We start from the raw sequence: 25,145 nt of genomic DNA, 5'->3' as shown, positions 1-25,145 counted from the left end.
GCTGACCGGTGCAGACAAGCCGGCGTTACTCGTAGTTGCTGAAGCGGGACATCGGCGGCGGCGGCGGCGGCAGCGGCGTGTAGCCCGGCACCCCGGCGCGGAATGCGGACACGAGGCCGTTGTCGACCGTCGACAGGCCCTTGAGCGTCAGTTGCATCATGACGCGCGTCGACGAGTTCTGCTGTCCCGACGAATTTATGCCGTTCGCAGCCCGCTGCACCCCGACCCCGAGCGCCCAGCAATCCGCGTCGTATTGTAAGCCGAGCAGACCGTCGACCACGCGATCGCCGGCAAGATCGTAGTTGAAACGGCCGATCGCATACAGGCGGCGCGTGAGCGGCCATTGCGCGGACACCAGGAACTGGTTGATCGGCTGGTTGTCGAGCGTCGTGTTCGAGCGCGTATAGCGGTAGCCGACGTTGATCACGCGGCGCTCGCCCGGGCTGTAGCCGAAACCGATGCTCGACTTCACGAGCTGGTTGTTGTTCTGGTTGTACTGGAACGCAGTTTCCGACATGAAGCCCGAGCCGAGCTTCAGCGCGGCGCCGACGATCAGGTCCGAGTGGCGCGCCTGCACCGCGGTCTGCCCGGAATTCAGCGTGACGCGCTGATCGGCGAAGTAGTACTGCTGCGCGATCACGAAGCGCGCACGCTCGTCGCCGGTGCGCGGATCGATGAAACGCGACGTGAGGCCGGCCGTGATCCGGTTCGCATCGGCGATCCGGTCGTTGCCGACGAACGTGTTCGGCTGGTAGATCTCCGCGAGGCCGAAGTCCGATTCCGCGGTGTCGAACAGCGGCGCGTTCGACTGGTCGCGATACGGCGTGTACACGTAGTACAGGCGCGGCTCGAGGGTCTGGATGAAGTCCTGCCCGAACAGGCGCACCGAGCGGTCGAAGATCAGGCCCGAGTCGAAGGTCACGGTCGGGATCGACTCGGTGAAGCGCTTCGGATTGTTCGGCGTGCTCGACGACAGGTGGTTCAGGTCGTACGACGCGAAGTGGTACTGGACCTTCGGCACGACGAAGTAGCCGGGGCCGTACACGCCGTACGCGATGTACGGGTTGAAGACGATCCGGTCGCCTTCGGTCGCATCGCCCGTCGTGATGCGGAACCGCGAATAGTCGGCTTCCGCACCGAAGTCGAAGCCGCCGACGTTGTACTTCGTGTACTTCACGTTCAACTGCGGCTCGCGGCTGTACGGCGCGATCGACGGCGGCAGCGTCTGCCAGTGCTGGTAACGTGCAAGCACCGACCACGGGCCGTTGTTGTACGTGAGGCCGGCTTCCTGCTGGTACAGCGTCTGCGTCCCGTTGATGAACTGGTTCATCGAACCGAGATCTTCGGGATAGGTGTTGTCGGAGACCTTGTTGTAGTAGACGTAGCCGCCGAAGCCGCCGCCGAAGTTCTGCTGGTGCTGCCAGTAGATCGCGTAGCGGTTGCGGTGTGCGAGCCGGTCATCCGGCAGGTAATTGGCCGTAAACGTGCCCGAATACGACGGCGACAGGTAGCGGAACGTCGCTTCGGCCATCACGCCGCGCCGCGAGATGATGCGCGGCGTGAGCGTCAGGTCGCGGTTCGGCGCGATGTTGAAGTAGTACGGCAGCGTCAGCTCGAAGCCGTTGTTCGAGTTCATCGAGAACGTCGGCGGCAGCAGGCCGCTGCGCCGCTCGCCCGACAGCGGGAACGTCAGCCACGGGCTCGCGAAGATCGGCACGCCCTGGAAGAACAGCACGCCGTTGCGCGCGGTGCCTTCGTCGGCGCCCGTATCGAAGTCGAAGCGGCTGCCCTTGATGTACCACGCGGGATTCGTCGAGCACTGGCACGCCGTGTACGTGCCGTTGACGAACACCGAGCGCTCGTTGTCGACCATGTCGACGCGCTCCGCGCTGCCCGACCCGCCCGTCATGTTGAAGTGGTACTTCGGCGCCGTCATGAAGCCCTGGTTCGCCTCGATCTTCAGATGCGCCTCGGGGCCCGCGAACGACGTGCCGCCATTGATTACCCTGACCTGGCCGTACGCATCGGCCATGTCGGTATCCTGATCGTAGTGGATCGCGTCGGCCTTCACGACGGCGTCGCCGCGCCGCAGTTCGGCCGAACCCTTCGCGGCCAGATCCTGGTCGGCCGTGCCGCTCGTGTGGTCGGCGATCACGAAGGCAGCGGGCTTCGAGCCGTCCTTCAGCGGATGATCCTCGAGCTGGGGTGCGAGACGCAGATCCCACGGCGAGTCGAGCGGCTGCGGCTGCGCAGCCGCGCCCGACAGCTGCGCGTACGACACGGCCGGCACGAGGCCGGGCACGGCCAGGAGCGCGAGCGCGAGCCGCCGTTTGCGCGGCGCCCCGTCACCGGGGAAAACATTCGGGAATAGCGGTTTGGGCGGCATCTATCGTTTGGCGAATCGCCCCTTGTCAACCGCGCCTGCACGGCACACTCGCGCACGGCGGGCCGCGCCGTCGAACCGCGACTGCGGCTGAGCGCAAACCGGGGAGGCGATCGGGCGGACGGCGCGACAGGCCGCGGGCCTGTACGGCGGAAGCTGACGCGGGGCGCGTCAAAAAAGTCGTGGGGTATTATATGGCAAGACGTTCTCCCCTCCTCCGAGTTTCATGACGCCGCCATCCGCCGCATCCCAGCCCGACGCCCGCCTCGAAGCACTTGCCGCGTGGCTGCACCCGCTCGCCGGGCGCTACGCCCTTGACCTGTCGACCCTCGCGCCTGCGTCGTCCGACGCCAGTTTCCGCCGTTATTTCCGTGTCGCGTCGGCCACGAGCGCCGGCGGCACGCTGATCGCCGTCGACGCGCCGCCGCCCGAGAAGTGCCGCGAATTCGTCCAGGTCGCGCAGTTGCTCGCCGCGGCCGGCGATCACGTTCCGGACATCCTGGCCCACGATTTCGATGCGGGCTTCATGCTCGTGACGGACCTCGGCCGCACATCGTACATCTCGGTGCTCGATCCCGCCGACCCGGCCGCCGCGCGACCGCTGATGCGCGACGCGCTCGACGCGCTGATCCGCTTCCAGCTCACGTCGAAGCCCGACGTGCTGCCGCCGTTCGACGAAGCGTTCCTGCGCCGCGAAATGGAGCTGCTGCCCGAATGGTTCGTCGGCCGCCACCTCGGCAAGCCCGTCACCGACGCGATGCGCGGCACGCTCGACCGCACCTTCGCGCTGCTGGTCGCCAGCGCGCACGCACAGCCGCAGGGTTTCATGCTGCGCGACTTCATGCCGCGCAACCTGATGGTCTGCGAGCCGAATCCGGGCGTGCTCGATTTCCAGGACGCCGTCTACGGGCCGCTGACATACGACGTCGTGTCGTTGCTGCGCGACGCATTCATCAGCTGGGACGAGGAGTTCGAGCTCGACTGCTTCGCGTATTACTGGGAAAAGGCGAAAAAGGCCGGCCTGCCGGTCGATCCGGATTTCGGCGAGTTCTACCGCCAGCTCGAATGGATGGGGCTGCAGCGCCATATCAAGATCCTCGGCCTGTTCGCGCGCATCGATTACCGCGACGGCAAGCCGCACTACCTGAACGACCTGCCGCGCTTCCTTGCGTATGCGCGCAAGGTCGCGCTGCGCTACCGCCCGCTCGTGCCGTTCGCGAAGCTGCTCGACGAACTCGAGGGCAATGCGCCGGCCGACGTGGGCTATACGTTCTGACTGTCCTGAAACCCGGCCGAACATGAGCGACACCCTGACCACGGCGATGATCTTCGCCGCCGGGCGCGGCGAACGGATGCGCCCGCTGACCGACACCCGCCCGAAGCCGCTGCTCGAAGCGGGCGGCAAGCCGCTGATCGTCTGGCAGATCGAAGCGCTCGCGCGCGCGGGCATCGAGACGATTGTGATCAACCATGCGTGGCTCGGCGAACGGATCGAGGCCGCGCTCGGCGACGGTTCGCGCTGGGGTGTGCGGCTCGCGTATTCGGCCGAGGGCGAAGCGCTGGAGACCGCCGGCGGCATCGCGCAGGCGCTGCCGCTACTGGAACACGACGGGCGGTCGACGGTGTTCGTCGCGGTGGCCGGCGACGTGTTCGCCGAGTTCGATTACTTGAAGCTCGCCGCCCCTGCCTCGCGCATGGCGGCGCTCGACGCGCCCGCGATGCATCTCGTGATGGTGCCGAATCCGCCGTTCCATCCGGCCGGCGACTTCGTGCTCGGTGGCGACGGGCGCCTGTCGCTCGACGGCGGCGAGCGCGTCACGTTCGGCAGCATCGGCCTGTACGACACGCGGATGTTCCGCGATCTCGCACCCGGCACGCGACGCGCACTGACGCCGTACTTCCGCGCGACGATCGAAGCCGGCCGCGCGAGCGGCGAACTGTACGAAGGCATCTGGGAGAACGTCGGCACGCCCGCGCAGCTCGGCGAGCTCGACGCGCGGCTGCGCGCCGCGGGCTGACCGGACGACGGACTAGCGACGCGGCGCCGCGTCGTGCCGCTACGCTGCCCGCGCGCCCTTCCGGCATACCGCCCCGCGTTCCCGCTGCGCGCCACCGCGCGCAGCATCGCCGCTCATACGGCCTCGGCCTCTTCCCCGCCCGCCGCCGCGCGCTGCTGCTGCAGCGCCCACATCTGCGCATACAGCCCGTCCGCGCGCACGAGTTCGTCGTGCGTGCCGCGCTCGACGATCCGTCCGTGATCCATCACGAGGATCTGCTGCGCGTGCACGACCGTCGACAGCCGGTGCGCGATCACGAGCGTCGTGCGATGCCGCGCGATCTGGTCGAGCTCGTGCTGGATCGCGCGTTCCGAGCGCGAATCGAGCGCCGACGTCGCTTCGTCGAACAGCAGGACGGGCGGATCCTTCAGCAGCGTGCGCGCGATCGCGACGCGCTGCTTCTCGCCGCCCGACAGCTTCAGCCCGCGCTCGCCGACCGGCGTGTCATAGCCCTTCGGCAAGCTCTCGATGAAATCGTGGATGTGCGCGGCGCGCGCGGCCGCGACCACCTCGTCGCGGGTCGCGGTCGGCCGGCCGTACGCGATGTTGTAGTAGATCGAGTCGTTGAACAGCACGGTGTCCTGCGGCACGATCCCGATCGACGCGCGCAGCGAATCCTGCGTGACGTCGCGGATGTCCTGGCCGTCGATCCGGATCGCGCCGCCCGCCTGCCGGTCGAGATCGTAGAAGCGGAACAGCAGGCGCGACAGCGTCGACTTCCCGGAACCGCTGTGACCGACCACCGCGGTCGTCGTGCCCGCGTCGATCGTAAACGTCACGTCGTGCAGGATCGACCGCGCCGGCTCGTAAGAGAAGTTCACGTGCTCGAAGCGCACCTGCGCGCCGGCCACCGCGAGCGGCCGTGCATCGGGCAAATCCGCGACTTCCTTCGCGGCCGACAGCAGCCCGAACATCCGGTCCATGTCGGTGAGGCTCTGCTTCAGCTCGCGATAGACGACGCCGAGAAAGTTCAGCGGAATGTAGAGCTGCAGCATGAACGTGTTGATCAGCACGAGATCGCCGAGCGTCAGCTTGCCCGCGAGCACGCCCTGCGTCGCGCGCCACAGGATGAACACGAGCCCCGTGCCGATGATCGCCTGCTGGCCGAAGTTCAGCACCGACAACGAGTTCTGCGAGCGGATCGCCGCCTTGCGGTAGCGCTTCAGGTTCTCGTCGTAGCGCTGCGCTTCCCACTCCTCGTTGCCGAAGTACTTCACCGTCTCGTAGTTGATCAGCGAATCGATCGCCCGCGAGTTCGCGCGCGAATCGAGTTCGTTCATCGTGCGGCGAAAGTGCGTGCGCCAGTTGGTGACCTTCACGGTGAACACGATGTACGTGACCAGCGCCGCGAACGTCACGTACGCGTAATAGGCCTCGTACTTGACCACGAAGAAGCCGAGCACGAGCCCGACCTCGACGAGCGTCGGCAGGATGCTGTACAGCGAATACGAAATCAGCTGCTGGATGCCGCGCGTGCCGCGTTCGATGTCGCGCGACATGCCGCCCGTCTGGCGCTCCAGGTGAAACCGCAGCGACAGCCCGTGCAGGTGCCGGAACACCTGCAGCGCGAGCTGGCGCACCGCGCTCTCGGTGACCTTCGAGAACAGGATCTCGCGCAGCTCGGTAAACAGCGACGTCGACAGCCGCACGAACGCATACGCGACGACCAGCAGGCCGACGCCGCCCGCGAGCACGATGCCGGCCGACTGCTCGGCGCGGCCGAGCGCGGTGATCTGCTGCACGTAGGACAGGTGGTCGACGATGCGCTTCATCACGACCGGCACGCCGAGGTTCGCGACCTTCGCGCCGATCAGGCAGCCGAGCGCGAGCGCGACGCGCCATTTGTAGGTGCTCAGGTACGGCAGCAGCGACCGGATGGTCTGCCAGTCGTTGCGGGGCCCGGTCGAAGCCGGCGCGGGCTCGCCGGAAGCAGGAAATCGGCGCATGGGGGAAGGATCGGCGGCGGTGCCGGACGCTTTCATCGGCGGCCGGCTCGCCCGCTTTCTCGTACAATTTGCGAACGTTGTATTGTCGCAGAAGCCGCTTCGCGCCGCTGCCGGCGCCCTTGCCGGCCAGCCTGCGCGCGGCGGCGAATTCATTACAGGATGAAAGCCTCCGCCATGACCGATTCGACCCTCGAACTTCCGCAAAAGCAGCCCGCGCTGCGCGTCGTCCCGCAACCGCACGATGCGAACGTCCACGGCGACGTGTTCGGCGGCTGGATCATGTCGCAGGTAGACATTGCCGGTTCGATCCCCGCGAGCCAGCGCGCGAACGGCCGCGTCGCGACGGTCGCGGTCAACTCGTTCGTGTTCAAGCAGCCCGTGTTCGTCGGCGATCTTCTGAGCTTCTACGCGACCATCATGCGCACCGGCAACACGTCGATCACGGTCGACGTCGAGGTGTACGCACAGCGCATGCGCCTGATGGGCGAAATCGTGAAGGTTACCGAAGCGACGCTCACGTACGTCGCGACCGGCCAGGACCGCAAGCCGCGGCAACTGCCGCCGCTCTGACGCCCTGACGGACCAGCGCCGCGCTGCGGCGCGGCACGCGGCCCGTCAGTGCGTGGCCGTCAGCCCGAACTCCCGCATCGCGGGCAGGAAATCGTGATTCAGCTTCGGCTTGCGCGACAGCTTCACCAGCACATAGCGCTGGAACGGCGCGAGCCGCTGCCACTGCGCGAGCGCGGGCGCGCACAACCCGGCCAGCGCGCTCTGCTGCACGAGCGACTCCGGCACCGTGTCGGTGGCGCGCCAGGTCGGCTGCTCGTCCGGCTGGAACCACGACGGTTCCAGATCGGCATGCGTGCGCAGCATCTCGAACAGCGCGTGATCGAAGTTGGGCTCGATCGCGGTGTCGTCGTCGGCAGGAAAGCGCGCGAGCAGCTTGCGGTCCTCGAGCGGCAGCAACTGCCATTGCTCGAGCGAAATCCGCAAACCGAAGCGGTCGAGGTTGAAACGCACGATCATCGGGATGTACGTGAAATTTTCCGACGAATCGTGTTCGAAGTTGAATAGCAACGGAGCGTCGCTGAGTCCCATGGTCGTTACCTGACGTGGCGGATGCCGGCGCGGCCGGCCTGCCTGAGGTATTTTAGAACCTCTGCGCGCGGGCGGCGGACACGATTGTCGCCGGCCGCGCCTCGAATCAACGGGAGTGCTCGTGAATCCAACCGAATCCGACGAACTGCGCGACCAACTGCGCGCCGAACCGCGCGGCGCGATAGAGCTGTCCGTGCGCCGCACGCGCGGCGGCGCCGTCGAAACCGCGCGCGACTACGTGGGCCAGGAATGGCCCGTCGCACTCGTCTTCAACGGCATCTCGCACGCGGTAATGATGTGCACGCCGTGCGACCTCGAAGCGTTCGCGGTTGGGTTCGCGATCTCGGAAGGAATCGTCGCGCGCGGCAGCGACATCAAGGACATCGAGGTGATCCTGCACGCCGACGCGCCGCTGCCGCACGCGGAAGTGCATCTGGAAGTCGTCCAGCAGGCGTTCGCCGCGCTGAAGGACCGGCGCCGCGCGCTCGCGGGGCGCACCGGCTGCGGCGTATGCGGAATCGAAAGCATCGACCTGCTCGACCTCGCGCCCGAACGCGTACCCGACACGGGCTTCCTCGCGCGCCTCGCGCCCGACGCGCTGGCGCGCGCGGCGCATGCGCTGCCGGCCCACCAGGCGCTCACGCAGCTTACGGGCGGCCTGCATGCGGCCGCGTGGTGCGATGCAACAGGCGCGATCCGGATCGCGTTCGAGGACGTCGGCCGCCACAACGCGCTGGACAAGCTGATCGGCTCGCTCGTGCTGTCGCGCGCCGACGCGACCGACGGCTTCGTGTTCCTGTCGAGCCGCGCGAGCTACGAGCTCGTGCGCAAGGCCGCACGGGTCGGCATCCCGATGGTCGCGACCATCTCCGCGCCGTCGTCGCTCGCGATCGAGATCGCGAAGGCGGCCGGCCTGCGGCTCGTCAGCTTCTGCCGCGAAACCGGCCACGTGGATTACGGCACCGCGTGAGCGCTCGCGGCAGGCGCCTTGCCCGCCGGTTCGGGAACCGCGCCCGGCAGTTCGTCCGCGGCGGCCGGCGGAAGCGCGTCGCATGCCGCGTCGCTCGTCCGGTTTCCGAGGTAGTCCGTCCAGAGCTTGCGGTCGGTGTCGTAGAGCTTGCAGCGCCGGGCCGTGTCGAAATACCAGCGCCAGCTGAAGCGCTGCACGACGATCCGCCCGGGCAGCATGTCCTCCAGTTTTGCCTGCGCGGGCTTGAGCCGGTACAGCGGCACGCTCATGTCGACGTGATGCGCCGTGTGCTCCATGATGTGGTGCAGCAGGCCGCCGATACCGAACGGGAACGTCAGGTGCAGCGTGGTCGACACGAACGGCGCGGCATTCGACCATTCCGCGCGGTTCACATGCCACGCGATGCGCGGATCGGTGTGGTGGACATACACGACGAAGCCGATCATCGAGCACCAGAACAGGAACGGCACGAGCACGGCGGTTGCGAGCAGCAGCGCGATGGGCTGCCGTGTCGCGATCGCCACCCAGACGACGGCGGCGATCCACACGGCCGCGAAGCCCGTCACCAGCAGGCAGTCGCGCCGGAACACGGGCCGCGACGTGCCGATATAGGTCCTGGTCGGGAAATACATCCGCAGCCACCAGATCTCGACGAGATAATAAAGTCCCGGCGCCCAGCCGCTTCGATAGACGCGATCCAGCAAGCGGCGCGCCGGCGACAGCGCGGCGTATTCCGCCGGGGTATGGGGCGCCCACACGAAGTCGAAGCCCTTCAGGTTCGTATAACCGTGGTGCACGACGTTGTGCCCGACTTCCCACAGGCTGTATGGCGTCAGCGACGGCAGGAATGCGATGCGGCCGAGCCAGCGGTTCAGCCGGCGATCGGGCGTCAGGCTCTGGTGGCACGCGTCGTGCCCGATGATGAAGAGCCGCCCGGTGACGAAGCCGGCGGCCATCCCGCAGACGATCTTGCCGACGATCGACGGAATCAGCAGCGCGCCGGCGAACGCCGCGAACAGCAACAGGTAGTCGAGCACGAGCAGCGCGATCGGGCGCACGATCTCGCGCGTGGCGAACGGCACGAGCCACGCGCGGATGACCTTGCGATGCGGGATCGGCGCGTCGGCACGAACCGGTGTCTGGGAATCGTTGTTGATCATGATGCGCAAAGGCGCGCGAACCGCACGCCCGAAAGGAAAAAAGCCGTGCGACGGGCACGGCGCGGAAGGGCGGACCGAACCACGGCCCGGGCCGGTTAACGCGACATCATGTTCATGCTGACGTTGTGCATCACCCACAGCGTCCCGAAGATCAGGATCAGCGCGGTGAGCACCGTGTAGCTGAACGCCATCACGTTCCAGCGCTGGCTGGACGACGTGTTCATGTGCAGGAAGCAGACGAGGTGCACGAGAATCTGCGCGAACGCGAGCACCGCGAGCGCGATGAGCGCTGCCCTCGGCGCCAGCACGCCGCCCGTCACGAGGCCGAACGACGCGGCCGTCAGCAGCACCGACAGCACGAAACCGACGATGTAGCCGCCGGCCGTGCCGTGCGCTTCATCGTGGTGGATGAGTTCCGAATGAGCCATTTAGATCACGCCCGCGAGATAGACGAAGGAGAACACGCAGATCCAGACGATGTCGAGGAAGTGCCAGAAGAGGCTCAGGCAGGTGAGGCGCCGGAAGTCGCGTTCCGTCATGCCGGGGCCACGAGCGATCTGCACCACGAGCACGACCATCCACAACAGGCCCACCGTCACGTGCAACCCGTGCGTGCCGACCAGCGCGAAGAACGCCGACAGGAACGCGCTGCGCTGCGGGCCCGCGCCTTCCGCGATCAGGTGCGAGAACTCGCGCAGTTCCATCGCGAGAAACGCAGCACCGAGCACGAACGTCACCGCAAGCCAGACGAACACGGTGCCGCGTCGGCGGCGCTGCGCGCCGAGCATCGCGAAGCCGTACGTGATGCTGGACAGCAGCAGCGCGGCGGTCTCGAGTGCAACGCCCGGGACATCGAACAGGTCCTTCGCGGTCGGCCCGCCCGCAAACTGGTGGCCGAGCACCGCGAACGTCGCAAACAGCGACGCGAAGATCACGCAGTCGGTCATCAGGTACAGCCAGAAGCCGAACACCGAATGCGACGGCGGACGGTGATGCGCCGCCGGTTGATGGCCGGCGCCCGCGAGAGATTGATACGACATCAGTTCGCCTCCAGTTCGGCTTGCGGCACCGGTGTGCCGATCCGCACGCCCGCGCGTTGTTCCTCGATCGTGCGGACGGTATCCGCCGGAATGTAATAGCCGTCGTTGTCCTGTGCGCTGTACAGCACCACCGTCGCGACGATGCCGACGAGTGCGGCGATCGCGAGCCACCAGATGTGCCAGACGAGAGCGAAGCCGAGCATCAGGCTGAAGAGGCCGACGAAGAAGCCCGCACTCGTGTTCGACGGCATGTGGATGTCGTGGTACCGGACGTGCTTGCCGAGGCCGAGCCCGAGGCCCTTCGCCTTGCGATACGCGAGCTCGTCGAGTTCATGAACGGTCGGGATCACCGCGAAGTTGTAGACGGCGGGCGGCGAACTCGTCGCCCATTCGAGCGTGCGGCCGTTCCACGGATCGCCCGTCGCATCGCGATACTGCGGCTGGTTGCGATTGCGCCAGCCGACCCACACCGACGCGACCTGACACAGCACGCCGATCGCGATCAGCGCGACGCCGAGCGCGGCGGCGACCAGCCACGGATGCCAGGCCGGGTTGTCGTAGTGGTTGAGCCGCCGCGTCATGCCCATGAAGCCGAGCACGTACAGCGGCACGAACGACGCGTAGAAGCCGAGGAACCAGCACCAGAACGCGCGCTTGCCGAACTTCTCGTCGAGCCGGAACCCGAACACCTTCGGGAACCAGTAATGCACGCCCGCGAAGTAGCCGAACACGACGCCGCCGATGATCGCGTTGTGGAAGTGCGCGATCAGGAACAGGCTGTTGTGCAGCACGAAGTCCGCGCCGGGAATCGCCATCATCACGCCGGTCATGCCGCCGAGCGTGAACGTGACCATGAAACCGATCGTCCACAGCACGGGCGCCGTGAATTCGATGCGTCCGCGGTACATCGTAAACAGCCAGTTGAAGATCTTCACGCCGGTCGGAATCGCGATGACCATCGTCATGATGCCGAAAAACGCGTTGACGTCCGCACCGGAACCCATCGTGAAGAAGTGGTGCAGCCACACGAGGAACGCGAGCACCATGATCACGCACGATGCATAGACCATCGTCCTGTAGCCGAACAACGGCTTCTTCGCGAACGTGGCGATGACTTCCGAATAGATGCCGAACGCGGGCAGCACGAGGATGTATACCTCCGGATGGCCCCATGCCCAGATCAGGTTCAGGTACAGCATCGCGTTGCCGCCGGCATCGTTCGTGAAGAAGTGCATGTCGAGGTAGCGGTCGAGACCCAGCAGCGCGAGCGCGACCGTCAGGATCGGAAACGTGGCCATGATCAGCACGTTCGAGCACAATGCGGTCCACGTGAACACCGGCATCTTCATCAGCGTCATGCCCGGCGCGCGCATCTTGATGATCGTCACGAAAAAGTTGATCGCCGTGATCAGCGTGCCGACGCCCGAGATCTGCAGCGCCCACAGGTAGTAGTCGACGCCGACGCCCGGGCTGAACTGAAGCTCCGACAGCGGCGGATACGCGAGCCAGCCCGTCTGCGCGAATTCGCCGATCACGAGCGAGATGTTCATCAGGATCGCGGCCATCGCCGTCATCCAGAAGGAGAGCGAGTTCAGGAACGGGAACGCGACGTCGCGCGCGCCGATCTGCAGCGGCACGATCAGGTTGAAGAACGCGACCAGCAGCGCCATCGCCATGAAGAAGATCATGATCACGCCGTGCGCGGTGAAGACCTGGTCGTAATGATGCGGCGGCAGGTAGCCGGGGCCGTTGTACGCGAGCGCGAGCTGCACGCGCATCATCACGGCGTCCGCGAAGCCGCGCAGCAGCATCAGCACCGCGACGACCAGGTACATCACGCCGATCTTCTTGTGATCGACGGACGTCAGCCATTCGCTCCACAGCCATTTCCATCGGCCGGTGACCGTCAGCGCGGCGACGATGCCCAGCACGACGAGCCCCATGAAGGCGCTCGCCCCCATGATGATGGGCTGATCGAACGGGATCGCCGATAGTGTGAGTTTGCCGAACATGCGTTACCCCTTCGTCGTGCAGGCGGCATCCTTCGGGTCGAGGACGTGGCCGTTGTTGTATTTCGCGATGATGTTGTGAAACAGCTTCGGATCCACCGACGAGAAGTAGCGCACGGGCGCCTTCTCGCTCGGCTGCGCGACCGCGCCGTATGCGGTCATGTCGAGCCGGTCGGACGACGCCTTCACCTTCCGCACCCACGCGTCGAACTGCTCGCGCGGCTCGGCGAGCGTGCGGAACTTCATGTCGGAGAAGCCGCGGCCGCTGTAGTTGGCGGACACGCCCGCGTAGCTGCCCGCCTCGTCGGCGATCAGGTGCAGGCGCGTCTGCATGCCGGCCATCGCATAAACCTGGCTGCCGAGCTGCGGGATGAAGAACGAGTTCATCACCGAGTCCGACGTGATGCGGAAATTCACCGGCGTACCGACCGGAATCGCAAGCTGGTTGACCGACGCGATGCCAAGCTCGGGATAGATGAACAGCCACTTCCAGTCGAGCGCGACAACCTCGACGTCGATCGGCTTGACCGACGATTCGAGCGGCTTGTACGGGTCGAGCTCGTGCGTCGTCCGCCACGTGAGGATGCCGAGGAACAGGATGATCAGCGTCGGCACCGTCCAGATCACGACCTCGATCGCGGTCGAGTGCGACCAGTTCGGCGCATAGGTTGCGTTGCGGTTCGACGCGCGGTAGCGCCACGCGAAGTAAAGCGTCAGCAGGATCACCGGCACGACGACGATCAGCATCGCCCACGTCGCCGTCGCAATCAGCGATTTCTCGGCGACGCCCACCGCGCCCTTCGGATCGAGCACGTGAAGGTCGCTGCAGCCGGCGAGTGCCGCCAGCAGCCCGATGGCGGGCGCCGCACGCGCTCCGCCGGTGATTCGTCCGATCATTGTTCGTTCGCCTGATTGTCGTTGAGAAGAGCCGGCCGTATGCCGCCATCGCGCGACGCATCCGGCCGCGGCGACCTGTGCGCGAACTGTACGGAAAATTGCCGCAGTGCAACTTGACGGCGGACAAGCTTTGCCGAGGTGAGCCGGAACCGCCCCCGAAAGGGGCGAGTCGGGGCGCCGGCACATACGCACGATTGCCGGCGATGGCCTATGGCGCAACGGATCGGGGGCCGGCGCTCAAGCCCCTCGGATGGCGGGCGGCAATGACGGAACGGGAAACATGACGGCGCTGCACCGCGACATGACAGACGCCGGCCGCGGCATCACGCCACGCCATCGTCGACACCGACGCGCGTTGCGAGTGCAGCGCGGCCGCAGAACGGCGCAGGGGAACGCGGAACGCCGCGCGAACGCGCAGCGACGCAGGTTCGAGCCGACGCGTCGATTGACGCATCGGCCGTGAAGACCGAACGCAAGCCGCGCGATCGGCGGCTCGCGAGGGCTAGCCTGGCCGCCTCGGACGGCGAAGGAATCCGAGGCGACAAAGCACGTGTGCCGATGTCAGTCGAACTGACGGAAATCCGGCTTGCGCTTCTCGAAGAACGCCGTCATCGCCTCGCGCGCTTCCGGCGCGCGCAGCATCGCGGAGAAGTGGCCCGCCTCTTCGGCCATCCGCGCGGCGGTCGCCACGCCGCCCGTATCCTTCAGCAGCGCCTTCGTCACGCGCAGCGACGACGCCGGCAGCGCCGCGAGCTTCGCCGCCTGCTTCGCCGCGAACGCGTCGAGTTCGGCGGCCGGCAACACGCGGTTGACGATGCCGATCCGGTGCGCTTCCAGCGCGTCGAACGCCTCGCCGAGCAGCAGCTTCTCGGCGGCAACCTGATGGCCGGCCAGGCGCGGCAGCAGCACGCTCGACGCGGCTTCCGGGCACAGCCCGAGCTGCGCGAATGGCAGCGAGAACGTCGCGGTGTCGGCCGCATAGACGAGGTCGCAGTGCAGCAGCATCGTCACGCCGACGCCGACCGCGATGCCCGGCACCGCGGCCACGATCGGCTTCTGCGCGCTGCTGATCCGCGCGAGAAACTGGAACACCGGCGCGTTCTCGTCCTTCGGCGGCGCCTTCAGGAAATCCTCGAGATCGTTCCCCGAGCTGAAATTGCCGTCGCCGCCGCGCAGCAGGATCACGCGGACCGCCTTGTCTTCCTGCGCTTCGGCGAGTGCGTCGGCCATCGTCTGGTACATCGCCGCCGTCAGCGCGTTCTTCTTCGCCGGGCGCGCGATCGTGATCGTCATCACGCCGTCGGCGCGTTCCACTTGAATTTCGGCCACAACCGTCTCCTTTGACTTTCCTCTATCGGAATGAAAAAACGGTGCGCGAGCTCGTGGCCCGCGCACCGTCGTCGCTTTTCGTCGCGTCCCGCTTACAGGCGTTCGATGATGCCCGCGGCGCCCATGCCGGTGCCGACGCACATCGTGACCATCCCGTACTTCAGGTTGCGGCGGCGCAGGCCGTGCACGACGGTCGCCGCGCGGATCGCGCCGGTCGCGCCGAGCGGGTGGCCGAGTGCGATCGCGCCGCCCAGCGGATTGACCTTCGACGGGTCGAGGCCGAGATCGCGGATCACCGCCAGCGATTGCGCGGCGAACGCCTCGTTCAGCTCGATCCAGTCGAGATCGTCCTGCTTCAGGCCCGCGGCCTTCAACGCGGCCGGAATCGCTTCCTTCGGACCGATGCCCATGATTTCCGGCGGCACGCCGCGCACCGCGAAGCTCACGAAGCGCGCGAGCGGCGTCAGGTTGAACTCCTTGAGCACCTTCTCCGACACGACGAGCAGCGCACCGGCGCCGTCCGACGTCTGCGAGCTGTTGCCGGCCGTCACCGAACCCTTGTTCGCGAACACCGTGCGCAGCTTCGCGAGGCCTTCGAGCGACGTATCCGCGCGCGGACCTTCGTCGAGCGCGATCTCGCGCGTCTTCACGTCGACTTCGCCGGTCGCGAGGTTCGGGAAACGCTCGGTGAGCGTGTATGCGGCGATCTCGTCGTTGAACTCGCCGGCCTGCTGCGCGGCGAGCGCCTTGCGGTGCGACTCGACCGAGAACGCGTCCTGGTCTTCGCGGCTCACCTTCCACTGGTCGGCGACACGCTCGGCCGTCAGGCCCATCCCGTACGCGATGCCGAAGTCTTCGTTGCGATCGAAGATGTGCGGCGACATCGACGGCTTGTTGCCCATCATCGGCACCATGCTCATCGATTCGCAGCCGCCCGCGAGCAGCGCGTCCGACTCGCCGACGCGGATGCGGTCGGCCGCCATCGCGAGCGCCGTGATGCCCGACGCGCAGAAGCGGTTGACCGTCACGCCGCCGACCGTCTGCGGCAGGCCCGCGAGCAGCGCGCCCATGCGCGCGACGTTCAGGCCCTGCTCGGCCTCCGGAATCGCGCAGCCGATGATCGCGTCCTCGATCAGCTTCGTGTCGAAGCCGGGCACCTGCGCGACCGCCGACCTGATCGCGTGGACCAGCAGCTCGTCCGGGCGCGTGTTCTTGAACACACCGCGCGGGGCCTTGCCGATCGGCGTGCGGCTGGCGGCGACGATGTATGCGTCTTGCAATTGTTTGCTCATTTCAGACTCCTTGTCCGCTCTGTCCGCTCGCTCAGTTACGCACCGGCTTGCCGGTCTGCAACATGCCCATGATCCGTTCCTGCGTCTTCTGCGTGCCGAGCAGCTCGACGAACGCGCGGCGCTCCAGCGCGAGCAGCCACTGCTCGTCGACGAGGCTGCCGGCTTCGACGTCGCCGCCGCACACGGCTTCGGCGATGCGGCTCGCGATCAGGTAATCGTGGTCGCTGATGAAGCGGCCGTCACGCATGTTGACGAGCGATGCCTTGATCGTCGCGATCGCCGAGCGACCCGCGACCGGCACGTCCTTCGCCCGCAGCGGTGCGCGATAGCCGGTGGCGGCCAGTGCGCGCGCTTCCTTCTTCGCGGTGTCGAGCAGTTCGAACACGTTGAAGACGATCGTGTCGGACGGCTTCACGTAACCCATCGCACGCGCATCGTGCGCGGACGCCGACACCTTCGCCATCGCCGCGTTCTCGAACGACTTCGTGACGAACTTCAGGATGTCGGTGGTCGCGTTCGCGGCCGTTGCGGCATCCGCCGCGCGCAGCGCCGCTTCCTTCAGGCCGCCGCCCGCCGGCACGAGGCCGACGCCCACTTCGACGAGACCGATGTAGCTCTCGACGTGCACGACGCGCTTCGCGCTGTGCAGCATCAGCTCGCACCCGCCGCCGAGCGCGATGCCCGACACGGCTGCAACGACCGGCACGTTCGCGTACTTCACGCGCAGCATGCCTTCCTGGAACTTCTTCACGAACGGCTCGATGCCCTTCGCGCCGCCCATCATGAACGCGGGCATCGCCTCTTCGAGGTTCGCGCCGGCCGAGAACGGGCCGCCCGGCGTGCCGAGCTTCAGCGACGTCGGCTGCCAGATCACCACGCCCTTGTAGTCCTTCTCCGCGAGCTCGATCGCCTGCACGAGGCCGTCGATCACGCTCGGTCCGATCGTGTTCATCTTCGACTTGAACGACACGATCACGACGTCGTCCTCGCCCGCACGGTCGTCGACCCATGCGCGCACCGCGTCGGTTTCGAACAGCGTCTTGCCGTACGTCTTCGGATCGGCACCGGCTTCACCGAGCAGCGGCGCGCGGAATACCTGCTTGCCGTAGACCGCGAGGTCCGAACGCGGCACGAAGCGCTGCGCCGCCGGTGCCCACGAGCCTTCGGCCGTGTGCACGCCGCCCTGCTCGGCAACCGGGCCTTCGAGCACCCACGACGGCAGCGGCGCGTTCGCAAGCGCCTTGCCGGCCGCGATGTCTTCCTGTACCCACGCGGCGACCTGCTTCCAGCCGGCAGCCTGCCAGCCCTCGAACGGGCCTTCGTTCCAGCCGAAGCCCCAGCGGATCGCGAGGTCGACGTCGCGCGCGTTGTCGGCGATCGACTCGAGATGCACGCCGATGTAGTGGAACACGTCGCGGAAGATCGACCACAGGAACTGCGCGTGCGGATGGTCCGTCTCGCGCAGCAGCTTCAGGCGCTCGGCCGGCGGACGCTTCAGGATGCGGCCGACCGTTTCGTCAGCCTTCGCGCCCGAATCGACGTAGGTGCCCGTCTTCGCGTCGAGCACCTTGATCGCCTTGCCTTCCTTCTTGTAGAAACCGCCGCCCGTCTTCTGGCCGAGCGCGCCCTGCTTCACCAGTTCGGCGAGCACGGCGGGCGTCTGGTAGACCGGGAAGAACGGATCGTCGGCGAGGTTGTCCTGCATCGTCTTGATCACGTGCGCCATCGTGTCGAGGCCGACCACGTCCGCGGTGCGGAACGTCGCCGACTTCGCGCGGCCGAGGCGGCTGCCGGTCAGGTCGTCGACTTCGTCGAAGCGCAGGCCGAACTTCGCGGCCTCGGTGATCACCGCGAGGATCGAGAAGATGCCGACGCGGTTCGCGATGAAGTTCGGCGTGTCCTTCGCGCGCACGACGCCCTTGCCGACGATGCTCGTCAGGAACGTCTCGAGCTGGTCGAGGATCTCCGGGCGCGTATGCGCGGTCGGGATCAGCTCGACGAGGTGCATGTAGCGCGGCGGATTGAAGAAGTGCACGCCGCAGAAGCGCGCCTTCAACTCGTCCGAGAAACCTTCGGACAGCTTCGTGATCGACAGGCCCGACGTGTTGGTCGCGAAGATCGCGTTCGGCGCGAGGTGCGGCGCGACCTTCTTGTACAGGTCGTGCTTCCAGTCCATCCGCTCGGCGATCGCCTCGATCACGACGTCGCATTCGGCCAGCTTCGCGATGTCGTCTTCGTAGTTCGCCGCTTCGAGGTACTTCGCGTCGTCCTTCACGCCGAACGGCGCGGGCGACAGCTTCTTCAGGTTCTCGATCGCCTTCAGCGCGATCGCGTTTTTCGGGCCTTCCTTGGCCGGCAGGTCGAACAGCAGCACCGGCACGCGTGCGTTGATGAGGTGCGCGGCGATCTGCGCGCCCATCACGCCGGCGCCCAGCACGGCGACCTTGCGAATCAGGAAATTGCTCACGGGATGTCTCCGGATAGTGTCGTGCAGCGCAGGATGTGAGGGCTGCACGGAGAAGTGAGTACCAGGAACCGTTGCGTTCGGGCGGCGCGCATCGCGCACCGCCCGAACTCGCGTCAGAACAGCGATTCGTCGACTTCCATCAGCGTCTTCGAGCCGGCACGCGCGGCGCGGATCGTCGACGCGGTTTCGGGCAGCAGGCGCGCGAAGTAGAAGCGGGCCGTCGCGAGCTTCGACTTGTAGAACGGATCGCCCGATGCTTCGTTGTCGAGTGCGAGACGCGCCATCCGCGCCCAGAAGTACGAGAACACCAGGTGGCCGACGGTGCGCAGGTACGGCACGGCGGCAGCGCCGACTTCGTCGGGGTTCTGCATCGCCTTCATGCCGATTTCCATCGTCAGCTTCTGCACCTTGTCGCCGATGTCGGCGAGCGGGTTGATGAACTCGGCCATTTCCGGCTTCACACCTTCGGCTTCCGCGAACTCCGTGACGAGCTTGCCGAACTTCTTCAGCTTCGCGCCCATGTCGCCGAGCACCTTGCGGCCCAGCAGGTCGAGCGACTGGATCGAGTTCGTGCCTTCGTAGATCATGTTGATCCGCGCGTCGCGCACGTATTGCTCCATGCCCCACTCGGAGATGAAGCCGTGGCCGCCGTAGATCTGCATCGCGTGGTTCGTGCACTCGAACGCGTTGTCGGTCAGGAACGCCTTGATGATCGGCGTGAGCAGCGCGACGAGGTCGGCCGCTTCCTTGCGCACCGCTTCGTCGGCGTGCGACAGCTCCTTGTCGATCTGCAGCGCGGACCAGTACGTGAACGCGCGCGCGCCTTCCGCATACGCCTTCTGCGTGAGCAGCATGCGGCGCACGTCCGGGTGCACGATGATCGGGTCGGCCGGCTTGTCCGGCGCCTTCGGGCCCGTCAGCGAGCGCATCTGCAGGCGCTCCTTCGCATACGCGAGCGAGTTCTGGTACGCGACTTCCGTGAGGCCGAGGCCCTGCGCGCCGACGCCGAGGCGGGCCGCGTTCATCATCACGAACATCGCGTTCAAGCCCTTGTTCGGCTCGCCGACCATCCAGCCCTTCGCGTTGTCGAGGTTCATCACGCAGGTCGAGTTGCCGTGGATGCCCATCTTGTGCTCGATCGAACCGCACTTGATGCCGTTGCGCTCGCCCGGCTCGCCCGCTGCGTCGGGAATGAACTTCGGCACGATGAACAGCGAGATGCCCTTCGTGCCCTGCGGCGCGTCCGGCAGGCGCGCGAGCACGAGGTGGACGATGTTCTCCGCCATGTCGTGTTCGCCGCTCGAGATGAAGATCTTCGTGCCGCTGATCGAGTAGGAGCCGTCGCCGTTCGGTTCGGCCTTGGTGCGCAGGATGCCGAGGTCGGTGCCGCAGTGCGGCTCGGTCAGGCACATCGTGCCGGTCCATTCGCCCGTCACGAGCTTCGGCAGGTAGGCCTTCTGCAGTTCCGGCGCACCGTGCGCGTGCAGGCATTCGTACGCGCCGTGCGACAGGCCCGGATACATCGTCCATGCCTGGTTCGCCGAGTTCATCATCTCGTAGAGCGCGTTGTTCACGAACGCGGGCAGGCCCTGGCCGCCGTAGTCCGGATCGCAGCCGAGCGCCGGCCAGCCGGCCTCGACGTATTGCCGGTAGGCCTCCTTGAAGCCGGTCGGGGTCTTCACGACGCCGTCGCCTTCATACGTGCAGCCTTCGCGGTCGCCGACCTGGTTCAGCGGGAACAGCACCTCGGAGCAGAACTTGCCCGCTTCTTCGAGGACCTGGTTGATCGTGTCGGCGTCGAGGTCCGCATGCTTGGGCATTTGCTTGACTTCGGCTTCGACGTTCAGAAGCTCGTGCAACACGAATTGCATGTCGCGCAGCGGCGCGGCGTACTGTCCCATGACTCTCTCCAAAGGTGGGCAAAACGGCTCGAGCTCCTGGCGGGCGGATCACGCGCCGCTAACGGCTCTCGCTCTGATACGAAACAATCGTCTTTTCCAGCGCGGCCCACGTGAGGCGCACGGCATCCGGCGAATGCAGGAAACGTGCGTCGTGATGCAGGCCGAGCGTGAAGCTGTACAACTCGAAGAGCATCAGGTCCGGATCGGTATCCGTGCGCAGATGCCCCTCTTCCATCGCCTGCGAAATGGCGCGCAGCAACGCGGCACGCCAGGCCGTCACGCTCGCGATCAACTGCTCGCGCACGGGGCTGTCCGGCCGGTCGTCGTACTCCACTGCGCCGCTGATGTAGATGCACCCAGTCGTCACCTCCTGGATGCGCTTCTCGATCCAGCGCGCCAGCATCGCCCGCAGACGCGGCAGACCGCGCGCTTCGCGCAGGCTCGGAAAGAACACCTCGTTTTCGAAACGATGGTGATACTCGCGGACGACCTCGACCTGCAGGTCCTCGCGCGATCCGAAGTGCGCGAACACGCCACTCTTGCTCATCTGCATGCGCTCGGCCAGCAGGCCGATCGTCAGCCCCTCCAGCCCGTCACGGCTGGCGAGGTCCAAAGCAGCTTCAAGTATCGCGGCACGCGTCTGTTCGCCTTTTCGCATAGCTATTTCTGTAACCGTTCGGGGGTTCGAATAAAATCGAACGGCCGTACTATTATTGAGTGCGGCCGCTCGCGAAACAAGGAAATTATTAGAAACCGGTGTCTAACCGAGCCGCTATTTTGCGCGATTCCGGCGGGACCGGAGCGGCTTTTCCGCACGAACGTGCGGACAGATTTTTTGAAGCGGACGCTTAGTCCGCGTCAGTCGTAACTGCCGACCGTCAGCGCCTTCATCACGACGCGATACACGGTATAGGCGAGCCAGTTCAGCATACGCTCGATGCGCGGGCGCGCGGCGAATCGCGCGGCGTCGATCTCCCGGCCATCGGCGAACGCGGCTGCGATCGCATCGCGCAGTTCGTTCGTGACCGCATCGTAGCGCACCAGCACGACGTTCGCCTCATTGTTCAGCATCAGGCTCAGCGCGTCCAGATTCGACGAGCCGACCGTCGCCCAGTTGTCGTCGATCACGGCCACCTTGCCGTGCAGCATCGTCTTGTCGTATTCGGCGACGCGCACGCCCGCGCGCAGCAGCGCGTGATAGAGGAACGGCACGGCCGTATCGAGCGCCGCGAACTCCTTGCGGCCGATCAGGATCCGCACGTCGACGCCGCGTCGCGCGGCGCCCGTCAGCGCGCGGCGCAGCTTGCGGCCGGGCATGAAGTACGGATTCGCGAGCAGGATCCGCTGGCGCGCCTGGCCGATCGCCGCGAGATAGGCCTTCTCGATCGCGCGGCGGTTCACGACGTTGTCGCGCGCGACGAACGCGACGCTCGGCTCCGTCACGACCCGCAGCGCGCCGGCCTTGATCCACCGGTGGCTGCGTATCCAGCGCCGGAACATGTCGGGGAACGCTTCGCCGCCATGCAGTCCGGCCGCGTACTGCGCATACGGCTTGTGGCCGAACAGGATTCGGTGCCACTGCAACTCGAACGCGGCGCGCACGTCGGACACCGCGGGCCCCGCCATCTCGACCGCGAAATCCCAGCGCGGAAACGGCAGCGTCGTGCCGTTTTGCGCGTAGTCGTCGATGATGTTGATGCCGCCGCAGAACGCGACCGCACGATCGATCACCGCGAGCTTGCGGTGCGTGCGCGAGAAGCCGAAACGGCCGAACAGGAAACGGTTGTAGATGCAGTGCTCGACGCCGGATTGCGCCCACGTGTCGAACAGCGGCAGGCGCGCGGTGCCGACGCCGTCGGTGATCACGCGCACGCGCACGCCGCGTTGCGCCGCGCGGATCAGCGCGTCCGACACCGGCCGGCCGGCCGCATCGTCGCAGAAGATATAGGTTTCGAGCATCACCTGCTCGCGCGCGGCATCGATCCGCTCGATCAGCGCCCGGAAGAATTCGCCGCCGCCCTCGCACAGCCGCACCGTATTGCCCGCCGTGAACGCAAGCCGCGACGCGGAGCCGCGTTCCTGCAGGAACATCTGCCGCAATTGCGCGAAGCGCTTGCGGGCCTCCGCGGTCATGCGGACGAGCCGTGCGGCGCGCGCGCGAGTGCGACGCGTGCGGGCAATTGCAGGATCGCCTCGGCGTTCGACGGCGAGAAGCAGCGCGCGGCCGCCTCGCGGAACGGCAGCCATGCGTGATCCACATGCTCGCGCGGCGACAGCGTCACGTCGACGCGACGCGGCACGCACAGGCCGAACCAGTGCTCGGTGTTGCGCGTGACGCCCGGTGCGTAGCGGTGCAGGTATTGCGGATAGATCGTGTATTCGATCCGGTGGCGCCAGTCGACCAGCGCGGCGGCCGGTACGTCCGGCGTGCCGACCGTGATGCCGGTTTCCTCGGCCACTTCGCGCGCGGCGGTGAGCGCGAGCGGCTCGTCGAGCGCGTCCTTCGATCCGGTCACCGATTGCCAGAAATCGGGCTGGTCGGCACGCTTGATCACCAGCACATCGAGGTCGGGCGTGTAGATCACGACGAGAACGGATTCGGGGATTTTCAGCGGCTTCGTCATCTTTGTTTCATGCGGCACGGGGCCGCGCGCCGGGCATGTGCTCCGAACGTGCGGCAAGTGCTGCGACTGTACCGCAAAAAATGAAAAAGGCGCATCGCTGCGCCTTTTTCAGGTGCGTCGTATGCGCGTCGCCGCACACACGACCGGGTGCGAAAACGCGTTACGCCTTCGGCTGTTCCGGCTGTCGCAGACGGATATGCAGTTCGCGCAGCTGACGCTCGTCGACCGGGCTCGGTGCCTGCGTGAGCAGATCCTGCGCACGCTGCGTCTTCGGGAACGCGATCACGTCGCGGATCGAGTCGGCGCCGGCCATCATCGTGACGATGCGGTCGAGACCGAAGGCGATGCCACCGTGCGGCGGCGCGCCGTACTGCAGCGCGTCCAGCAGGAAGCCGAACTTCAGCTGCGCCTCTTCCGCGCCGATCTTCAGCGCGCGGAACACCTTGCTCTGCACTTCCTCGCGGTGGATACGCACCGAGCCGCCGCCGATTTCCCAGCCGTTCAGCACCATGTCGTATGCCTTCGCGAGGCAGCGGCCCGGATCGGTCTCGAGGTACTCGAGGTGCTCGTCCTTCGGGCTCGTGAACGGGTGGTGCGCAGCGACGTAGCGCGCATCTTCGTCGTCGTATTCGAACATCGGGAAATCGACGACCCACAGCGGCTTCCAGCCGGGCTGGACGAGGCCGTTCGCCTTGCCGAATTCCGAATGGCCGATCTTCAGGCGCAGCGCGCCGAGGCTGTCGTTGACGACCTTCGCGCGGTCGGCCGCGAAGAAGATGATGTCGCCGTCTTCAGCGCCGGTGCGCTCGAGGATCGCCGCGATCGACGCGTCGTGCAGGTTCTTGACGATCGGGCTCTGCAGGCCGTCGCGGCCCTTCGCCTTCTCGTTGACCTTGATCCATGCGAGGCCCTTCGCGCCGTAGATGCGCACGAATTCCGTGTAGCCGTCGATGTCGCCGCGCGACAGCTCGCCGCCCTTCGGCACGCGCAGCGCCGCGACCCGGCCGTCCTTCGCGTTGGCCGGCGTGCTGAACACCTTGAAGTCGACGTCCTTCATCGCGTCGGTCAGCTCGGTGAATTCGAGCTGCACGCGCAGGTCCGGCTTGTCCGAACCGAAACGCGCCATCGCTTCCGAGTACGGCATCACCGGGAACGTCGCGTCGAGCTCGACGTCGATCGTCGTCTTGAAGATGTGACGGATCATGTCTTCGAACAGGTCACGGATTTCCTGCTCGCCGAGGAACGACGTTTCGCAGTCGATCTGCGTGAATTCCGGCTGACGGTCGGCACGGAGATCTTCGTCGCGGAAGCACTTGGTGATCTGGTAGTAACGGTCGAAGTTCGCGACCATCAGCAGCTGCTTGAACAGCTGCGGCGATTGCGGCAGTGCGAAGAACTGGCCCGCGTTCACGCGCGACGGCACGAGGTAGTCGCGCGCGCCTTCCGGCGTGCTCTTCGTCAGCATCGGCGTTTCGATGTCGATGAAGCCCTGCTCGTCGAGGTACTTGCGCGCCTCGATCGCGACGCGGTAGCGCAGGCGCAGGTTGTGCTGCATCTGCGGACGGCGCAGGTCGAGCACGCGGTGCGTGAGACGCGTCGTTTCCGACAGGTTGTCGTCGTCGAGCTGGAACGGCGGCGTGACCGACGCGTTCAGCACGTTCAGTTCGTGGCACAGCACTTCGATCTTGCCGCTCTTCAGGCCGGCGTTGACCGTGCCGTCCGGACGGTTGCGCACGAGGCCCTTGATCTGCACGCAGAACTCGTTGCGCACGCCTTCGGCGGTCGCGAACATCTCCGCGCGATCCGGGTCGCACACCACCTGCACGAGGCCTTCACGATCGCGCAGGTCGATGAAGATCACACCGCCGTGATCGCGGCGGCGCTGCACCCAGCCGCACAGCGACACGGTTTGGCCCAGCAGGTGTTCGGTCACGAGACCGCAGTATTCAGTACGCATCGACATGATGTTTGC

20 protein-coding genes are annotated in these 25,145 nt (G+C 66.4%); 4 read left to right on the top strand and 16 right to left on the bottom strand.

Going from position 1 to position 25,145, the window contains the following annotated elements; translation table 11 throughout:
• Positions 1 to 25 precede the first annotated feature (25 nt).
• A complete protein-coding gene (locus GD429_RS24495; protein ID WP_152860688.1) occupies positions 26 to 2,386 on the bottom strand; it encodes an LPS-assembly protein LptD in 2,361 nt (786 codons plus the stop codon).
• 223 nt (positions 2,387 to 2,609) lie between these two features.
• Between GD429_RS24495 and GD429_RS24490 the strand changes: the two genes are divergently transcribed.
• On the top strand, positions 2,610 to 3,659 hold the full coding sequence (locus GD429_RS24490) for an aminoglycoside phosphotransferase family protein (protein ID WP_152860686.1): 1,050 nt from the start codon (positions 2,610 to 2,612) through the stop codon (positions 3,657 to 3,659).
• Between the two features lie 22 nt (positions 3,660 to 3,681).
• A complete protein-coding gene (gene murU / locus GD429_RS24485; RefSeq protein WP_152860684.1) occupies positions 3,682 to 4,401 on the top strand; it encodes an N-acetylmuramate alpha-1-phosphate uridylyltransferase MurU in 720 nt (239 codons plus the stop codon).
• Between the two features lie 113 nt (positions 4,402 to 4,514).
• Here murU and GD429_RS24480 read toward each other — a convergent pair whose 3' ends face one another.
• Positions 4,515 to 6,386, bottom strand: coding sequence for an ABCB family ABC transporter ATP-binding protein/permease (locus GD429_RS24480; protein WP_152860682.1), 1,872 nt, complete (start codon positions 6,384 to 6,386; stop codon positions 4,515 to 4,517).
• A 174-nt stretch (positions 6,387 to 6,560) separates the two neighbouring features.
• Here GD429_RS24480 and GD429_RS24470 point away from each other — a divergent pair, with 174 nt between their 5' ends.
• Positions 6,561 to 6,956, top strand: a complete 396-nt coding sequence (locus GD429_RS24470) for an acyl-CoA thioesterase (protein WP_034178988.1) — start codon at positions 6,561 to 6,563, stop codon at positions 6,954 to 6,956.
• 45 nt (positions 6,957 to 7,001) lie between these two features.
• On the opposite strand, the gene GD429_RS24465 is transcribed toward GD429_RS24470, so the two are convergent.
• Entirely contained in the window at positions 7,002 to 7,484 is a 483-nt protein-coding gene (locus GD429_RS24465) for a nitrate reductase associated protein (RefSeq protein WP_152860678.1), read from the bottom strand.
• Between the two features lie 115 nt (positions 7,485 to 7,599).
• Here GD429_RS24465 and fdhD point away from each other — a divergent pair, with 115 nt between their 5' ends.
• A complete protein-coding gene (fdhD, locus tag GD429_RS24460) occupies positions 7,600 to 8,454 on the top strand; it encodes a formate dehydrogenase accessory sulfurtransferase FdhD (RefSeq protein ID WP_321574838.1) in 855 nt (284 codons plus the stop codon).
• On the opposite strand, the gene GD429_RS24455 is transcribed toward fdhD, so the two are convergent.
• The 13 genes from GD429_RS24455 to aspS form a co-directional block, all read right to left on the bottom strand.
• A complete protein-coding gene (locus tag GD429_RS24455) occupies positions 8,439 to 9,614 on the bottom strand; it encodes a fatty acid desaturase (protein ID WP_152860676.1) in 1,176 nt (391 codons plus the stop codon). The genes fdhD and GD429_RS24455 overlap by 16 nt on opposite strands.
• Before the next feature lie 95 nt (positions 9,615 to 9,709).
• A complete protein-coding gene (gene cyoD, locus GD429_RS24450; protein ID WP_152860674.1) occupies positions 9,710 to 10,042 on the bottom strand; it encodes a cytochrome o ubiquinol oxidase subunit IV in 333 nt (110 codons plus the stop codon).
• Positions 10,043 to 10,654: a cytochrome o ubiquinol oxidase subunit III gene (cyoC, locus tag GD429_RS24445; protein ID WP_152860672.1), complete on the bottom strand. Its 612-nt coding sequence runs from the start codon at positions 10,652 to 10,654 to the stop codon at positions 10,043 to 10,045.
• Positions 10,654 to 12,666: a cytochrome o ubiquinol oxidase subunit I gene (gene cyoB / locus GD429_RS24440; protein ID WP_152860670.1), complete on the bottom strand. Its 2,013-nt coding sequence runs from the start codon at positions 12,664 to 12,666 to the stop codon at positions 10,654 to 10,656. The genes cyoC and cyoB overlap by 1 nt, the downstream gene beginning before the upstream one ends.
• Positions 12,667 to 12,669: 3 nt before the next feature.
• The gene (gene cyoA / locus GD429_RS24435) at positions 12,670 to 13,560 is read right to left on the bottom strand and encodes a ubiquinol oxidase subunit II (protein WP_105391402.1); all 891 of its coding nucleotides are present in this window, start codon (positions 13,558 to 13,560) and stop codon (positions 12,670 to 12,672) included.
• Between the two features lie 561 nt (positions 13,561 to 14,121).
• On the bottom strand, positions 14,122 to 14,889 hold the full coding sequence (locus tag GD429_RS24430; protein ID WP_258281085.1) for an enoyl-CoA hydratase: 768 nt from the start codon (positions 14,887 to 14,889) through the stop codon (positions 14,122 to 14,124).
• Positions 14,890 to 14,981: 92 nt separating this feature from the next.
• Positions 14,982 to 16,181 carry an acetyl-CoA C-acyltransferase gene (locus tag GD429_RS24425; RefSeq protein WP_034178997.1) on the bottom strand — a complete coding sequence of 400 codons (1,200 nt, stop codon included), beginning with the start codon at positions 16,179 to 16,181 and terminating at the stop codon, positions 14,982 to 14,984.
• Between the two features lie 31 nt (positions 16,182 to 16,212).
• Positions 16,213 to 18,648 carry a 3-hydroxyacyl-CoA dehydrogenase/enoyl-CoA hydratase family protein gene (locus GD429_RS24420; RefSeq protein ID WP_321574837.1) on the bottom strand — a complete coding sequence of 812 codons (2,436 nt, stop codon included), beginning with the start codon at positions 18,646 to 18,648 and terminating at the stop codon, positions 16,213 to 16,215.
• A gap of 113 nt (positions 18,649 to 18,761) precedes the next feature.
• Positions 18,762 to 20,549, bottom strand: a complete 1,788-nt coding sequence (locus GD429_RS24415) for an acyl-CoA dehydrogenase C-terminal domain-containing protein (RefSeq protein WP_152860666.1) — start codon at positions 20,547 to 20,549, stop codon at positions 18,762 to 18,764.
• 58 nt (positions 20,550 to 20,607) lie between these two features.
• Positions 20,608 to 21,207, bottom strand: a complete 600-nt coding sequence (locus tag GD429_RS24410) for a TetR/AcrR family transcriptional regulator (RefSeq protein WP_034179000.1) — start codon at positions 21,205 to 21,207, stop codon at positions 20,608 to 20,610.
• Between the two features lie 200 nt (positions 21,208 to 21,407).
• Entirely contained in the window at positions 21,408 to 22,682 is a 1,275-nt protein-coding gene (gene clsB / locus GD429_RS24405; RefSeq protein ID WP_152860664.1) for a cardiolipin synthase ClsB, read from the bottom strand.
• Positions 22,679 to 23,173, bottom strand: a complete 495-nt coding sequence (gene nudB / locus GD429_RS24400) for a dihydroneopterin triphosphate diphosphatase (protein ID WP_152860662.1) — start codon at positions 23,171 to 23,173, stop codon at positions 22,679 to 22,681. The genes clsB and nudB overlap by 4 nt, the downstream gene beginning before the upstream one ends.
• A gap of 160 nt (positions 23,174 to 23,333) precedes the next feature.
• Positions 23,334 to 25,136, bottom strand: a complete 1,803-nt coding sequence (aspS, locus tag GD429_RS24395) for an aspartate--tRNA ligase (RefSeq protein WP_152860660.1) — start codon at positions 25,134 to 25,136, stop codon at positions 23,334 to 23,336.
• Positions 25,137 to 25,145 lie beyond the last annotated feature (9 nt).

Origin of the sequence: Burkholderia sp. BE17 (genome assembly GCF_009362305.1) — a bacterium.
Taxonomy (GTDB): Bacteria; Pseudomonadota; Gammaproteobacteria; order Burkholderiales; family Burkholderiaceae; genus Burkholderia; species Burkholderia pyrrocinia_C.
The sequence above is the reverse complement of the archived record's forward strand: the minus strand, read 5'-3'. Positions and strand labels throughout refer to the sequence as shown.